Origin of the sequence: Vibrio sp. 10N.247.311.12 (assembly GCF_041467515.1) — a bacterium.
Lineage (GTDB): Bacteria > Pseudomonadota > Gammaproteobacteria > Enterobacterales > Vibrionaceae > Vibrio > Vibrio crassostreae_C.
The window spans coordinates 51823-67378 of sequence record NZ_JBFSUV010000010.1; the positions used below are offsets into that span (position 1 = coordinate 51823).

13 protein-coding genes and 1 pseudogene are annotated in these 15556 nt (G+C 38.8%); all 14 read left to right on the forward strand.

The window, feature by feature from the left end:
* Positions 1-2 precede the first annotated feature (2 nt).
* The 14 genes and pseudogenes from AB6E30_RS06575 to AB6E30_RS06640 all read left to right on the forward strand — a co-directional run bounded on the left by AB6E30_RS06575 (position 3) and on the right by AB6E30_RS06640 (position 15478).
* The gene (locus tag AB6E30_RS06575; protein WP_372103004.1) at positions 3-965 is read left to right on the forward strand and encodes a Gfo/Idh/MocA family protein; all 963 of its coding nucleotides are present in this window, start codon (positions 3-5) and stop codon (positions 963-965) included.
* A 24-nt stretch (positions 966-989) separates the two neighbouring features.
* Positions 990-1679, forward strand: a complete 690-nt coding sequence (locus AB6E30_RS06580; protein ID WP_372103006.1) for a cytidylyltransferase domain-containing protein — start codon at positions 990-992, stop codon at positions 1677-1679.
* On the forward strand, positions 1680-2453 hold the full coding sequence (locus AB6E30_RS06585) for an oxidoreductase (RefSeq protein ID WP_372103007.1): 774 nt from the start codon (positions 1680-1682) through the stop codon (positions 2451-2453).
* Positions 2454-2495: 42 nt separating this feature from the next.
* Positions 2496-3476, forward strand: a complete 981-nt coding sequence (locus AB6E30_RS06590) for a Gfo/Idh/MocA family oxidoreductase (RefSeq protein WP_372103009.1) — start codon at positions 2496-2498, stop codon at positions 3474-3476.
* A 9-nt stretch (positions 3477-3485) separates the two neighbouring features.
* Positions 3486-4424 carry a Gfo/Idh/MocA family protein gene (locus tag AB6E30_RS06595; RefSeq protein ID WP_372103011.1) on the forward strand — a complete coding sequence of 313 codons (939 nt, stop codon included), beginning with the start codon at positions 3486-3488 and terminating at the stop codon, positions 4422-4424.
* Positions 4425-4620: 196 nt separating this feature from the next.
* Positions 4621-5654 (forward strand): annotated as a pseudogene (locus AB6E30_RS06600) (ISAs1 family transposase).
* A 643-nt stretch (positions 5655-6297) separates the two neighbouring features.
* Positions 6298-6957 carry a hypothetical protein gene (locus AB6E30_RS06605; RefSeq protein WP_372103013.1) on the forward strand — a complete coding sequence of 220 codons (660 nt, stop codon included), beginning with the start codon at positions 6298-6300 and terminating at the stop codon, positions 6955-6957.
* A complete protein-coding gene (locus AB6E30_RS06610) occupies positions 6954-8222 on the forward strand; it encodes an oligosaccharide flippase family protein (protein ID WP_372103015.1) in 1269 nt (422 codons plus the stop codon). Before AB6E30_RS06605 ends, AB6E30_RS06610 begins: the two co-directional genes overlap by 4 nt.
* Positions 8215-9930, forward strand: a complete 1716-nt coding sequence (locus tag AB6E30_RS06615; RefSeq protein ID WP_372103017.1) for a hypothetical protein — start codon at positions 8215-8217, stop codon at positions 9928-9930. The genes AB6E30_RS06610 and AB6E30_RS06615 overlap by 8 nt, the downstream gene beginning before the upstream one ends.
* A gap of 16 nt (positions 9931-9946) precedes the next feature.
* Positions 9947-11185, forward strand: a complete 1239-nt coding sequence (locus tag AB6E30_RS06620; protein ID WP_372103019.1) for a hypothetical protein — start codon at positions 9947-9949, stop codon at positions 11183-11185.
* Between the two features lie 142 nt (positions 11186-11327).
* Positions 11328-12812 carry a heparinase II/III family protein gene (locus AB6E30_RS06625; RefSeq protein WP_372103021.1) on the forward strand — a complete coding sequence of 495 codons (1485 nt, stop codon included), beginning with the start codon at positions 11328-11330 and terminating at the stop codon, positions 12810-12812.
* Complete coding sequence (locus AB6E30_RS06630; RefSeq protein ID WP_372103023.1) at positions 12809-13969, forward strand: glycosyltransferase family 4 protein; 1161 nt, start codon at positions 12809-12811, stop codon at positions 13967-13969. The genes AB6E30_RS06625 and AB6E30_RS06630 overlap by 4 nt, the downstream gene beginning before the upstream one ends.
* Before the next feature lie 5 nt (positions 13970-13974).
* Positions 13975-14928 (forward strand): UDP-glucose 4-epimerase family protein, encoded by a 954-nt coding sequence (locus tag AB6E30_RS06635; protein WP_372103025.1) that lies wholly within the window; start codon positions 13975-13977, stop codon positions 14926-14928.
* Position 14929: 1 nt separating this feature from the next.
* Positions 14930-15478 (forward strand): sugar transferase, encoded by a 549-nt coding sequence (locus tag AB6E30_RS06640; protein WP_372103027.1) that lies wholly within the window; start codon positions 14930-14932, stop codon positions 15476-15478.
* Positions 15479-15556: the final 78 nt, after the last annotated feature.

The following is a 15556-nucleotide window of genomic DNA, read 5'->3' on the forward strand; positions in this document are numbered from 1 at the left end:
TGATGAAATGTGTTGCTGTTATTGGTCTAGGAAATATTGCCACTCGTCATCGTAAAAACCTCAAGCAACTGTTTCCTGATAGCAAGCTAGTTGCCATGTCTGCGAGTGGAAGAATCCCTCAGGAAGCCGTCTCTGATTGCGATGTTGTCGTGGGTGAGGTCAATGAACTTATCACCCATGAAGTCGAGCTCGCTGTTGTTGCTTCTCCAGCACCATTTCATGCCAAGCATGCCCTGCCTTTGATTGAGGCGAACATTCCTGTCCTCATAGAAAAACCACTCTCAGTAAGCTTTGCTGATAGCGAGCTTGTGCAGCAAACGGCTGAACAACATGGTACGCCTGTTGCGATAGGTTACTGTCTACGCTACTTATCATCGACGATTGCGTTTAAGAAGTTATTGGCGCAACAGACGGTAGGGCACATTTATAACGTAAATGTTGAAGTTGGGCAGTATTTGCCGGATTGGCGCCCGAACAAGGATTATCGCAGTAGCGTTTCTGCCAATGCTGAGCTTGGTGGTGGCGCACTCCTAGAGTTGAGCCATGAGCTCGATTATGTGCAGTGGTTATTTGGTTCACTTGATGTGAAGCATGCGATCTTACGCTCTGGTGATGAATTGTCGCTCGATGTGGAAGATTGCGCTGACATCGTTGCTGTATGTCAAAGTGCGGTGGTTAATATCCACTTAGACTTCCTACAGAGAAAACCATTCCGAAAATGTCGAGTTATCGGTAGTTTAGGTACCTTAGAGTGGGATCTGATAAGAAACGGAATTACCCTCGCCAGCGCTAAAGGTGATGAAGTGCTTTATAGTGAACCGGATTGGGATAAGAACCAAATGTATTTGAATATGCTGACCGATTTTATCTCTAAAATTGAAGGGCGAGAGCATTCCTGCATTGATATCACAGAGGCTAAGCAGAGTGTTGATCTGATCCAGAAAATCAGAGCAGCCAGTCACTAAATTATCGTTATTAAAGGCGTCACAATGAAAAACCATGCTTTTATTTTTGCCAGAGGCGGCTCAAAAGGGTTACCTGGCAAGAACATTAAACACTTAGCCGGTAAACCCCTGCTGCAATACTCCATAGATGTTGCGAAAGCATGTTCATCGATAGACAAAGTTTTTGTATCAACGGATGATGCGGCGATCGCTGAGGTTGCTCTGGCAAATGATGCAATTTTAATTGAAAGGCCAGCTGAACTCGCGTCAGATACCAGCCCTGAATGGCTTTCGTGGATGCACGCGGTTGAATGGGTTACTGATAAGTATGGTCCATTTGACCGCTGTGTCAGCCTGCCGGCAACCAGCCCTCTGCGTAGCGTTGATGATGTAGAAGGTGCGATTTCGCAGATTGCGGATAGTGATGCGGATGTTTGTATCGGTATCACACCTGCAAATCGTAGCCCATACTTCAACATGGTTCGAAGAGATGAAGCCGGTGATGTGCAACTGATGAACCTTATCGAAGGTGGCGTTGCTCGTCGTCAAGATGCCCCTGTCGCCTTTGACATCACTACGGTTGTTTATGTCACCTCACCAAGTTATATCTTACAAAACCAAAGCCTGTTCGCAGGACGAGTGACAAGTATCGAAGTGCCAAAAGAGCGAGCAGTCGACATTGACGATATTTATGATTTTAAACTGGCAGAAGCCATCGTAGAAGGCGGTCGTTAAGTGGATAATTTATTAAAAGATAAAGTGATTTTCATCGCTGGTGCTGGCGGTCTATTGGGCTCTAAGCTCGTAACCAAAGTGATTGCACAAGGCGCGCGAGTGATTGCTGCGGATATTAATGTCGACAGCATGAAAGCGCGTATTGAAAACCTAGGCTGTGATATTAACGCTGAAGCCGTTTCATTTCATACACTTGATGTGACGAATGAAAGCGATGTTAAGCAGTTCTTCGCCCTGTTGGATGAGTATGTTGATGGAGCTGTCAACGCGACGTACCCAAGAAACACGACTTACGGCAAGCACTTCTTCGATGTAAGCCTTGAAAGCTTCAATGAGAATCTATCACTACACTTAGGCAGTGCTTTTTTATTCTCTCAACAAGCAGCGTCTTATTTTCAGCGTAATACCAGAGAATTCTCACTCGTTAACATATCTTCTATCTATGGTGTCGTTGCACCAAAGTTCGAAATCTATGACAACACACCGATGACCATGCCTGTGGAGTACGCAGCGATTAAGGCGGCGATTCAACATCTCAACAAGTATGTGGTTGCTTATGTGAATCACAGCCAGTTCCGCATCAACAGCGTCAGCCCTGGTGGCATTTTCGATCATCAACCTGAAGTCTTCTTACAAGCCTATAAAAAGAAAACCCATGGCGCAGGCATGTTAGATGTTGATGACGTGATTGGAGCGGTGTTGTTCCTACTATCAGAGCAATCAAAGTACATCACAGGTCAGAACATCGTGGTTGATGATGGCTTTAGCCTATAAATGGCAACCCAGACTTTAAAAACTTAGATTGGTATTAATTACATGAAAGACAATTTACTTATTATTGGTGCAGGTCAGTTGGGCAGTCGACACCTTCAAGCACTCGCGCAATTGGATGACAAGTTCAGCATCTATGTTCTAGACCCGTCCGAGCAATCACTCGACGTTGCTAAACAGCGTTACCAAGAGGTTGCTCAGGAAGCTTCTCCTGGGGTGACGTACGTTACTGACATGGAATCGATAGCTGGACTGAGCGTAGAAGTCGCAATTGTGGCGACAAACGCAGCTGTACGCCTAGGTATCGTTAAACAGTTGGTAGAAAAGCTAACCGTTAAGTACCTGGTTCTGGAAAAAGTACTTTTCCAATCAATAGCACAGCTTATAGAGGCAGAGAAATTATTAGCAGACGCAGGCGTGAAGACTTGGGTTAATTGCCCGAGAAGACAATTTCCAGCATACCAGGCGTTAGCACAGCAGTATCAAGGCGCTAAATCTGTTGCTCTAGAAGTGACGGGGAGCAACTGGGGTCTAGGATGTAATGCTATCCACTTTATTGATTTGTGGAACTACCTTGCGGGCTTCTCGAACTACGATTTGGACTTCCAAGCTGACGTTAGTGTTATTGATAGCAAGCGCTCAGGCTACAAAGAGCTCGTTGGTGGGCTTTCCGCTCGAGCAGATCAGCACAAGCTATGTCTTCGGTGTGACCAGACAGAAAGTGGCCAGGTGATGGTCGACATTTCGGTCGTCATTGACGGTGAGCACATTGAACTCTCTGAGCGTGAAGGTGCGGTACGTTGGCTTGAGCAAGACGGTGAAACGGTAAAAGAGTCGCCATTACAAATTTTTTTCCAAAGCCAGTTATCTAACAAAGTCGTGTTGGATTTAATCAACAAACAAGACTGTGAGTTGACGGCATTGGCAACCTCAAACATGTTGCATGAAGAGTTCTTACGTAAAGCTGTCCCAATTTTCGACCCTAGCGCACGCGACGAACTAGAACAGTTAGTCCCAATTACATAAGGTTTCAAAATGATATTAATGATTGGTGCCGGACCGATGGCACAAGAGTACGTGAAAGTTCTTAACGGCTTAGAGCGTGATTTTGTTGTAGTAGGACGCAGTGAAGCTTCGGCGGCTAAATTTCAAGAAGCGACTGGCGTTAACCCTTTTATTGGTGGTTTGGATAAGTTTTGTGAATCTGAAGACCTTCAGCCGTTTGAGTTTGGTATTGTAACTACAGGTGTTGAGCAGTTAGCGCCGACAACCATCAAGTTGATTGAGCTCGGTGTGAAAAACATCTTGGTAGAAAAGCCAGCAGGTCTTGATGCGCAAGAAATCGCAGAGCTTGCTGACTACGCGTTAAGTAACGACGCTAAGGTTTACGTTGCTTACAATCGCCGATTCTTCTCATCGCTACTCGCAGCGAAGGACATCATTGAGCAAGATGGTGGTGTTCAGAGCTTTAACTTCGAACTGACGGAGTGGGGGCATGTGATCGCGAAACTAGAAAAAGCGGAAGGCGTTAAAGAGAACTGGTTCCTAGCGAACACCACTCACGTAACTGACATGGCATTCCACCTTGGTGGTTTCCCTGAGCAGCTAAGTTGTTTCTTCAGCGGTAGCGAAGAGTGGCATGAGCGCTCATACAACTTCTCTGGCGCTGGTGTATCAGAATCGGGGGCGCTCTTTGCTTACCACGGTAACTGGGGCGCTCCTGGTCGTTGGAGTGTGGAAGTACTGACTTCAGCGCATCGCTTGATTTTCCGTCCAATGGAAAAACTTCAAATCCAGAAGTTGGGTAGCGTTGCGATCGAGCACGTTGAAGTGGATGATTCATTAGATGTTCAGTACAAGCCAGGTTTGTATAAACAGACGGAATCATTCTTAAATGCTGACACTAGCAACCTATGCTCTCTAGACGATCAGAAGAAACATATTGAGTTGTACAGTCGTATGGCTGGCTATTGAGACTGTTTTTATTGTCATCCCTAAACCACCGCTTTTGACTATGGTAACTGTTCCTAGGGGCTATTACTCGAAAACAGGTTCATGTTAGCAGTAATTCTCTTATTCACCACAAACAAGAGGTAACAAATAGCATGGGCAGGGCCAGATCACGTCCCCCCTTATTGAATAAGGGGGACGTGATGTGATATTTACCCTAATGAACGGATTAAGCCTTTTGGAGCATATTTCAGTTATTCGAGACCCTCGCCAAGCTTGGAAAATAGAGCACACACTAACCGACATTATCTCCTTAACAATTGCAGCAATGATTGCTGGTGCTGAAGGTTGGGAGGATATTGAAGATTTTGGTTAAGGTAACTTGGAATGGCTTAGACAGTATGGTGATTTCAAACAAGGCATACCAGTACATGATACCATTGCTAGAGATTATTAATCTTATCTCCGTTAAGCAGCTACAAAGATGCTTTACTGCGTGGGTGAAAGACTGCCATGAGGTGACTGAGGGTGAAGTGATTGCTATCGACGGCAAAACTCTCAGAGGCACATACAACAAAGACAAGCGTTGTGGTGCAATCCATATGGTTAGTGCGTTTAGTACAGGTTAAAACTGCAGACAAAAGCAATGAAATCAAAGCGATCCCTGAGCTGCTTGAAATGCTTTCCTTACGAGGTTGTTTAGTGACGATTGATGCTATGGGATGCCAGAAGGATATAACTGAAAAGATAGTCGGCCAGGATGCAGATTACCTCTTAGCGGTAAAAGGTAATCAAAAACGATTGGAGCAAGCGATTAGCCAAGTGTTTAATTCTAGTATGCTTAATAGTTTTGAAGGTGATAAATACGTCACTCAATAGAAAGGACATGGTCGTACAGAAACACGTTTGAGTATGGTTGTTTTAATTCGTCAAGAAAGGTAATAAGCCAACAGAAACAATGCAAATCAAGCACTACATAAGCTCATCAGAACTGACGGCTAAAGCTTTACTAGAGAGCCCGCGAGTACATTAGAGCATCGAAAATTAGATGCACTGGCGATTAGACGTAGGTTTTAAAGAAAATGAATGTCGGATACGTCGAGAGCAAGTTGGTGAGAATTTAGCAGTTATAAGGCATATAGCCTTAAACCTGCTGTCGGAAGAAATCAGCTTCAAAGCAGGGATCAAAAGAAAGAAGCAAACCGTAGCAATAGCTACCTTTCGAAAATCCTTGCAGGGCAAGGGGCTTCGTAATCTTGTCCTGACTGGAATGGCCAGAGCTAAAAACAATGGGTATCGTTGTTTCTTTACCACAAAAGAAGAGGTTGCTAAAGAATTGTTAAATACCACGCATTCATATTGGGTTGGTTGAGTCGATGCACTGGTCGTTAGACACCGCTTTTTGAAGATGCCAGCCAAAAACGAGCAGAAGAAGGTACAGAAAGCTTCGCAAGGATCAGGCAGATGTACTTAAACATGCTGAAGAGTGAAACGACACTTAAAGCGAGTATTAAACACAGAAGAGCAATGTGTGCGATGAATTGTAAGTACCTTTTAAAGGTTCTGGCAAGCCTTTATTGACGGGGAAGTTCATGATTTTTCCGTATCCCTCATTGCAACTAACAGTGGCGGTGTAGATAGAGTTGATCGAATAGATATATGTGTTTGATGGTCTTTACAAAGCCAAGACAATGAAATTAAACTGGTTTATAGTCTATACCTTTCACATTATTGGTATGGTTATTCCTATAACGGTCTTTGACGAGAAACTAATCGGTATAGTAAGGAAATGTTCCTACTAAGAATGATGAATCTCCAACTTATTTATCTAAATATAGAGAAATTACCTATTGATGTAGGTATCGAGAGTTGCTTGAATTTAATAAGAGTGTGATTGATGAAGAATATTTTATTGTTAACTGATTCTTTAGGTTACCCAAGAATGTCTGTTGGTTCTCCATCAGCCAGCAATGTATGGACATATAGGCTAGCCAGGAAACTCAAGGGAAAATATAACTTTTTTTTTGACATAAAGACTGGGAGAACCACGAGTGAAATTGTAGATAACTTGTTGCCTCATTTTGCTGCATATCAAGCTGAGGTGATCATTATACAAGTTGGTATAGTGGATTGCTATCCAAGAGCGTTAAGCAAAATAGAGTTGCAAGTTATATCACGAATACCTATATTAAACTCTTTTTTTAAGATGTTGATCAAAAAATATTATAAAGAAATCATAAATCTAAGGAAAATTAATTATGTTGATGAAGGTACTTTTGAAAATAATATAAGAGACATTAAGTCATTTTTTTGTAATTCACAAGTGATTTTCTTGCCTATAGCACCGCCTAATAAAAAATATTGTAACATAAACCCTTTAGTAGAGTTAAATATATCAAAATATAATTCAATACTATCTAAAGTGGTGGGTGAGCAGTGCGATGTAAGTTTTTTTGATGATTTAGATGCGGAAAAGGCATATGTTTCTGATAATCATCATTTTAGTGATTATGGGCATGCGTATACGTATAAAAAGCTGCTTGGTGATTTAGCGTGAATCTATCCGTAGTTACATTTGGATTAGCGGTTTTTATTCCGCAGATATTTACTTTTTTGACAGTGTTTTTGTTGTCAGAAAACCTATCTGTAGTTGATTATGGTAAAATATCGCTCATTGAAACCTATCAAATGTTAATTCAAGCCGTGGTTTCAATATCGATAGAAAAGGGTGTCACAAGATATTATAAAGAGATGGGAGAGAGCATAGTTGAAATTGCCCTCAGGCTTTCAATTAAGATTTCATTTCTACTTTATTTACCACTTACGTTCATTCCTTATTATTTTGGTTTTTGGAATATTGATTTTTTAACTTATAGTATTGTATATTTCTCATCAGTTAGCTTCTCTATGCTAACTATTTGCCAAATTAGAAATCAATATCAATCAAAGCCTATTAAGTACCTTTTTGCCTCATTGTTGAAAACAGTGCCGTTATTTTTCTCGGTGTTAATGTTCGTTGTGCTTTTTTCTGTAGGTTATGAGTCTTATATATATAGTTTATGCATATCTTCGGTTATAATATTTGCATATATAGCATTGTCATACTCTAAATCTGGAGGTGAAATATCAAATCAAGAGGTGTATAGAATAATCAGATATTCTATACCTTTTGTTCCAACAGTGTTGTCCGCATGGGTTCTTACTTGGTCAAATAGAATTTTCCTGGGGAAGTATGTTGCTGAATATGATTTGGGAGTTTATTCATTAGTTATAAAATATGCTTCAGTGTATTTTCTTCTATTTCAAGGGTTGTCAATTTATTTTACTCCTAGATATTATACTACTTTGAATAAAAGGAGGTTTTTGGATGATGCGTTCTATGAGCAATTACTAATGATTGTTTGTAGTTTTATATTTTTGATTCCTGTTTATTACGTGATTAGAGTTTATTTAAATGTTTGGTTGGAGATCCCAATTGAGGATTTTAATTATATTCTTTTAATATCTCTGGGGGTTTCTTTTATCTCTGCTACAACAACATTAGGTGTTGGGCTTACGATGAATTTCCTAGAAAAAACAAAACAACAAATGCTAATATATGTTTCTATCGCTGGAATAGCAACAGGTATGAACTATATTTTTATAGAGTCCTATGGTATAAAAGGGGCGTTAGCAGTACTATTAGTTTCTCATATTTTATTGATGTCGGTTTCTTTATCTTATCTTTATCTTAATAAAGTTAGTTGTAAGGTTTTAGTATTGTCAAAATATATGGTAATTTCATTATTATTCGTGTTGTTGGTGTGTTTCTTTTATGAGTAAAAAAGTTGCTTTAGTTCTTTCTATTCCAATAAAATCTGATTTTGATTGGGGTATGTATGATGACATAGTCTGTTTGGACTTTTCTAATATTGAAGGAAAGGTGAAGAATGCGTCATTGATTTCAAAGAGAGTACCTGTGCCAATAGATGACATATACCAATTTTTTTCTGAATTTGAGATTGAGTATTCAGGCAATTGTAGTGTTTTTGGTCATCTTGATTCATTGTCAAGTGGAGCTTTAGTTAATGTTTATCAGTGCTTAAAGGTTTGTGAACAATGGTTAGAAAGTGGATTTAGTATTGATGTTTATGCGTCTCTAACTGAAGAGAACCAACTCCCCCTTTTTGGATACAAAAGCCACGAGGTCAATTTGGGTTCTAGCAAGTTACTAGGCGCCATTATAGCTAATGTTTTAAGAGATAATTATCATAATGGTATTCGATTCATAAATGTTAAAGGTGACTTTCTCTGTAGAAGAACGTTCAGACTTACTTTTATGCGACTAATTGAGTTTTTTGGTTTTCTAAATGTAATTTTTAAGTTAATGATCTTTAAATTGTATTTTATTTTTTTTCCAAGAAAGGAGAGTATTTCAGTTACTTCCGAAAACAAGTACTTTCTTTGTCGGACTAAAAACCAACTTGATTACGCTTTGAAATTAATTAATTTTGAAAAGAATAATACTAGTTTGGGAGCAATTTATCTATTTCCTCAAGTCAGAAGTTTTGGTGTTAAGGGTATTATTAACTCCATTGGAAATAGTAAAGAATGTAATATTTTATTACCATCTATTATTGATGTTGCTCGTTTTTACTTGTCAGAAAAAAATACTGTAAAGTACTCCAGGGTAATTTCTGCCAATAAGATACGCTTTGATCTAAAGCTGTTACTCCAAGAAGTGAGTTGTTTTGAAACTGATGAGCTATATAAATATTGTACTGTTAACTCTCTTCAAAACAAAAATGTTATTAAGTTGTTTAATTTTGCGATAAAAGGTCGTTTTGCTCATTTAGATAGAGACATATCTACTCAATTAAGGTGTAGCGTAGAAACAATTCAAACAATAAATATTGTTCCTGATCTAGCTTACGAATTTCCAGTGTCAAATTTCTTTTGTGATAGTAAATTATCTTGCCTTGGGTTAAATAATGGTTTTAAATCATCTGGAGATTTAATGTTTGAAGGTACAATTTTTGAATTAAAGGATGTAAATAGTTCTTTTTATGCAATAAAATCTATTGTTTTCTTTACACAACCATATGAGTTTGAAGTTACTGAGACCATACTAAGTAGTCTACACGAGTATTGTTTGAGAAATGAAATAGATTTGTGGATTAAATTACATCCAAGAGATAGTCGATCTAATTATAATTTACATATACTTCCAATGCTGAATTTCATAGATGGATTATCAAATAGTGATGCTTTCGAAATTGCTGATATTTGTATTACTAAGACTTCAGCTGTAGCTGTTGAGTGTATATCGAGTGGCATTCCTACCTTAACAGTAACATTGTCTGAATATGATAAAACCCTCACTTTTCCTGTTCTAGATTGCTTTAGAAATAACTCCCTTAATATAGATGATATCGAACAGTTTGAGTTGAAACTTGAAAGCTATAAGGAGCTTGTAAGACTAACACATGCAATTAGGTACTCTATGTTTGAAAATAAAGATATAGAATCACTTTCACGCTATCTTATATAAAGGGTTTGTGTAAAATATGGTCAATTCTTATTTAGATAGAATCCTTTTATTTAGCATTTTTTTCCAGGCAGTCGGATTTTTTCCTGGTATTGATACACAACCAAATTTTATTTTGTTATGTTTGATTTTATTTCCTTTTATTATTAGTCGACTAGTCGTATCTGCCGTCCCTTTGTCCGTTTTGTTTATATTAACGTGCTCATTACTTGCTGCTTTTTTGTTCCACGTGGATAATATAACTTTGAAAACGGCCTTAACATACCTAGCTCCAGTATTTATAGCTTATGCGATTTTTATATTAAATGTTTCTGGCTGTTTAAATTTATCAACTAGGTTTTTACTCATTGTTGTATTTATATATTCATTTGTTGGGGTGTGTCAATTTATAAAGCCTGATTTTCTTTCCTTTTTGGTTACTCGAAGTGTTGATGCGGCTCTTTCATTTTCTGAGTCTGGTAGGGGAGTAAGATCTCTAACAGGCGAGCCAGCGCATTTTGGGAAAATTATAACAATAATAAATGTTTTTTTTGTTTTAACCTACGCTAAAGAAAAAGGAATGAAGTTTAACACATATGATGTTAATTACATTTTATCAGTGTCTTTATTCCTTCTTCTTATTAATGTGTTGGTTCCTAGATCGTTCTATTCAATATTTAATCATGCTTTGGTTTTTTATTTTTTGATTGTTTTTTTTAGGCCGAAGTTGTCTTTGGTTATCTTGGTTTCTTTTGTGTCTATATTATTAGTTTGGGGGGCTTCATTATCGTTCATTGATAGTGATGTGCGATTTGTTAATATATTAAATTATATGTTGAATGAGCCTCAGAGATTATTAGATTTCGGTGCCTTTAGGCGGGTTATGAATATACCTCTTACATTTTACAACCTGAGTTTTTTTGGGCCCTATGGCGCAGGGGATAGTGATTTTTCAATTTACACTTCATTTTCCACACCTTTAGGAGAACTGTATTATAATGTGTTTGGGCGTTTATATGGTGGTGTGTTCGAATATACATTAAAGTTTGGGGTTTTCTCTATTCCTATATTGGCTTGCGTATTATTATTGATGTGTTCTGCGTTAAAGCTTAGGGTTTTTGTTAATGGTCAGAGTAGTAATTTGGGGGGATGGCTATTGTTTGCTTTATTTTTAATCCTTTTTCAAGATGGTGCGCCCGCTAAACCTCTCCCTATTTTTCTATTAATTTATACATATTGTACTGTATTAAATCTTCGGAGGGGTGGTGAGGTTATTTAAAAATTTTTTTTTAATATTCAATACTGTAAGGCACCTTAAGCTTAAGCAAGTTTTCTACAGAGTTTATTATAGATTTCGGAAGCCTAAACTTAGCCCATGTGTTCAACCTATTACCTCCTTGTGGGAATGGTCTGGCCCATTATTGAACCAGCAAAGCATCTTTAACGATACTGAAGTTTTCTTTTTAAATCAAAAGGGCAATGTTAAATGCTCTGCTGATTGGAATTGCGACAGCAAACCTAAGTTATGGCTATATAATCTGCATTATTTTGATGATTTAAGTTCTCAAGATGGCATTACTAGATGTTATCTGCATCATCAGTTTATTGAGAAATGGATTGAAGACAATCCACCTTGCCATGGAAATGGTTGGGAGCCATACCCGATTTCACTGCGATTGGTGAATTGGGTTAAGTGGTGTAGCGTTCAAACTGAAGTACCACCAAAGTATCTCAAGAGTATGCTCGAGCAAGCAAATGTACTGACTCAGCAGTTGGAGTACCATATTCTTGGCAACCATTTGTTTGCCAATGCAAAAGCGTTGACTTTTGTCGGAGCATACTTGCGAGGAGAAAACTCTTCGCAATTGCTTGCTCTCGGTATCAGATTACTTAACGAAGAGCTAGCTGAGCAGTTCTTGGAGGACGGTGCACATTTTGAACTCTCTCCTATGTATCACGAAATCTTGTTGTGGGACTTACTTGAACTGATTGATCTAGCCAATACCAGTAAGCGGAATGAGTTGATAGCATGCCTGCCATATTGGATAAAAATCGCGGAAAAAGCTTTATTTTGGTTGTCTTCTATGATTCACGGTGATGGAGAAGTGAGCTTTTTTAATGATGCTGCTATTGGCATAGCAAGGGCGCCACAACAGATATTTTTTTATGCACAATCATTAGGGTTAAAATTCGCTGAGCTAGAACAACGATTAATCACAAATCAAAGCAGCGGTTACAGTCGTATCTCGTTTCCAGCCTATGCAGTTATTTTCGACCACGCAAATGTAGGACCTGATTATTTGCCCGGTCACGCACATGCTGATACTCTGAGTTTTGAGTTATCCATGGGCAAGCAGCGGGTTTTCGTAAACTCTGGCACTTCCTTATATGGTACCAGCGTGGAACGCGTCAGGCAGCGACAAACAGCGGCTCACAATACGGTTTCGGTCGCTGGTATAGATTCATCACAGGTTTGGTCTGGATTCAGAGTGGCAAAGCGTGCTTATGCGGATCTAGATAAAGTCAGCAACGCGGGGCAGCATGTTCACCTTGTAGCCAGCCATAACGGTTACATGCAGCAAAACCCAAAGGTTACACATACTAGAGCCTTAGATTTTGCCCCCGATAGCTTGGTGATCAATGATACGTTGTCAAAAGAGGCTCCTGCTTGTTTTCATCTGCACCTCCATCCTGAGGTGGATGTTATAAGACTTTCAGAGAGTGAACTTAAAATAATGCATGGTAACGAATTACTCTGTGTATTTATTAGCTCCGAGCCCATAGTAATTAAAGACAGCTCTTGGCACCCTGAATTTGGCAAAACTATCGAAAATAAGAAAATTGAAATAGCGTTTGCTAGTGGTCACTTGAGAACAGAAATCAAACAGATTAAGAGGGATTCGTGAAAATACTGGTTTTATCATTTTACTTTAAACCAGACCTGTGTGCTGGTTCGTTTAGAACAACTGCTTTGGTTGAGCAATTGAAGCAGCAAGCAGGCGTTGAGGTTGATGTTGTTACAACAATGCCCAATCGGTATGCCAGTTTTAATGAAGGTGCCAAAAGGGAAGAAGTTGACGGTAACGTTAGGATACGACGCATTGATCTTCCATCACATGAAAGTGGTATGTTAGACCAAATTAAATCTTTCAAAACATTTTATCAACAGGTGCAAAAGTTGGTGAAGAGAGAAGATTATGATTTGGTTTTTGCAACGAGTTCGCGGTTGTTTACTGCGTTCTTAGGTGCACGAGTGGCTAAAAGTAAGAAGGCTCCTTTGTATCTAGATATACGCGATATTTTTGTCGATACCATTAAAGATGTGTTGCCTCCCAAGGTTGTTTTGGTGCTGAAACCAATACTCTCTGCAATTGAAAAGTACACGTTTTCTTCGGCAAAACATATTAATCTCGTTTCCAAAGGGTTTGCTGGGTATTTTAAAGCGCGATATTCAAAGGCGAACTATTCTTGGTTTACAAATGGTATTGATCGTGAGTTTTTGAATTTAGCTATTGCCGACAATGAAGCTGCTCCTTTTGAAGGTTCTAAGCGCCTTGTATACGCTGGGAATATTGGAGAAGGGCAGGGGTTGCACACGGTTCTCCCTGAGTTTGCCAAATCAGTAAATAAAGACATTCAAATTAGTGTTATTGGAGATGGTAGTCGAAAGCAGCAATTAGTTGATAGTGCATCTGGCTTAGTAAACTTAGAACTGTTGCCGCCGGTAAACAGGCAGAAGTTAATTGAAGAGTACTTAGGTGCAGATATTCTCTTTTTACACTTAAATGATTACCCCGCATTTGAGAAAGTGCTTCCTTCCAAGATATTTGAGTATGCCGCCACGGGTAAGCCAATTTTAGCTGGTGTTTCTGGGTATGCTGCTGAGTTTATAAAATCAGAAGTATCTAATGCAGAAGTTTTTTATCCTGGAGATCACAAAGGAGCAGTGGAAGCATTGAATAAATTAGAACTTGTGCACACAGATAGAAGTGTTTTCATTGATAAATATACTAGAGCGAACATAATGAAGGATATGAGTAACTCGATCATTGAGTTAGGGTAGTTATTATGAGTAAGATTTTAATTACTGGTTATTCAGGGTTTGTGGGGGATCACTTACTTAATTCGCTAGGCACATTGGAAAATGTTAATTTACTTGGACGCTCCACTCCTCCAAAGTGTCATAGGAACTTAAAAGCAAATATTGACCCTCATTCAGATTATTCATCGGTGCTGCAGAACGTTGATGCTGTTGTGCACATAGCTGCCCGTGTACATGTTATGTGTGATGCCGCAGAAAACCCGCTCGAAGAATTTAGGCTAGTAAATACAGCTGGAACCCTTAATCTAGCGAAGCAAGCTGCGGCAGCTGGTGTAAAGCGCTTTGTTTTTGTGAGCTCTATTAAAGTAAATGGCGAGAGCACAACCGAAAAACAAGTTTATAATGCTTTGGATAAACCAAGTCCAAAGGACGCATATGGCATATCCAAAGCTGAGGCTGAAGAGCTTTTGTTTGCCTTAAGCAAAAAGGTTGGAATGGAAATTGTTATCATTCGCCCTCCGTTAGTATATGGTGATGGTGTTAAAGCTAATTTTGCTTTCTTAATGAATTTAATTTCTAAAGGTTTTCCTTTGCCATTTGGTTTGATCAATTCAAATAAACGTAGCTTAGTGTCTGTAACCAATCTAGTTGACTTAATTGTTACCTGTATCGATCATCCTAAAGCTAAGAATCAAGTGTTTCTAGTTTCAGATGATCACGATGTTTCTACATCTGAAATGGTACGACAAATGTCAGTTGCTTGTGGTAAGACAAATTTTCAATTACCTATCCCTGCTTGGTGTTACAAGTTTGTTGGTAAGTTGCTTAAAAAAGAAGATGTAGTTGATCGTCTTATTGGTTCTTTACAAGTAGACATATCCCATACAAAAAAAACATTAGATTGGACACCACCTCAGTCTTTACAAGATGGTTTTAAAGAAACAGCAGACTACATTTTAAATAAACAAGGTAATAAGTAACATGATCCGTTTAATCGACTTTCTAGCTTCTTTCTTTGGTTTATTGTTCCTATGGCCAGTTCTTGTTGTTGTAACCATTATCGGCATGTTTGATACAGGTTCACCAATCTTTGTTCAAGAACGTGTAGGGCGCAACAAAAAACCATTTAAGCTTATAAAGTTTCGTACTATGAGTGTTGAAACAAAATCGGTGGCAAGTCATTTAGCGAGCGATGCTTCAATCACAAGGCTTGGTGGCTTTTTGCGTAAAACTAAAATTGATGAGCTACCGCAATTAATCAATGTTTTGAAAGGAGAAATGAGCTTAGTTGGCCCGCGCCCGAACTTGTTTAACCAAGAAGAATTGATCAAAGAACGTGACGCACAAGGCGTGTATGATGTTTTGCCTGGGGTTACTGGATTAGCTCAAGTCCAGAATATTGATATGTCTACACCAGAGTTATTGGCTAAAACGGATAAGCAAATGATTGAGACGCTGACCTTGAAAGATTACTTCAAATATATCTTAATGACAGCGACTGGTAGTGGCTCTGGTGATGCAGTTAAATAGTGCTCGTTCTTAAAACGAATCTTTCTCTTTTCTTCCTTTGTTCTTATAATCATTGGCTTAGTGGTTTGAGAGTCTCAG

Excerpts from the sequence above, each read along its gene's own strand:
- AB6E30_RS06575 (WP_372103004.1), top strand. The coding sequence starts at position 3 with ATGAAATGTGTTGCTGTTATTGGTCTAGGAAATATTGCCACTCGTCAT.
- AB6E30_RS06580 (WP_372103006.1), top strand. The coding sequence starts at position 990 with ATGAAAAACCATGCTTTTATTTTTGCCAGAGGCGGCTCAAAAGGGTTA.
- AB6E30_RS06590 (WP_372103009.1), top strand. The coding sequence starts at position 2,496 with ATGAAAGACAATTTACTTATTATTGGTGCAGGTCAGTTGGGCAGTCGA.
- AB6E30_RS06595 (WP_372103011.1), top strand. The coding sequence starts at position 3,486 with ATGATATTAATGATTGGTGCCGGACCGATGGCACAAGAGTACGTGAAA.
- AB6E30_RS06605 (WP_372103013.1), top strand. The coding sequence starts at position 6,298 with ATGAAGAATATTTTATTGTTAACTGATTCTTTAGGTTACCCAAGAATG.
- AB6E30_RS06615 (WP_372103017.1), top strand. The coding sequence starts at position 8,215 with ATGAGTAAAAAAGTTGCTTTAGTTCTTTCTATTCCAATAAAATCTGAT.
- AB6E30_RS06620 (WP_372103019.1), top strand. The coding sequence starts at position 9,947 with ATGGTCAATTCTTATTTAGATAGAATCCTTTTATTTAGCATTTTTTTC.
- AB6E30_RS06635 (WP_372103025.1), top strand. The coding sequence starts at position 13,975 with ATGAGTAAGATTTTAATTACTGGTTATTCAGGGTTTGTGGGGGATCAC.
- AB6E30_RS06640 (WP_372103027.1), top strand. The coding sequence starts at position 14,930 with ATGATCCGTTTAATCGACTTTCTAGCTTCTTTCTTTGGTTTATTGTTC.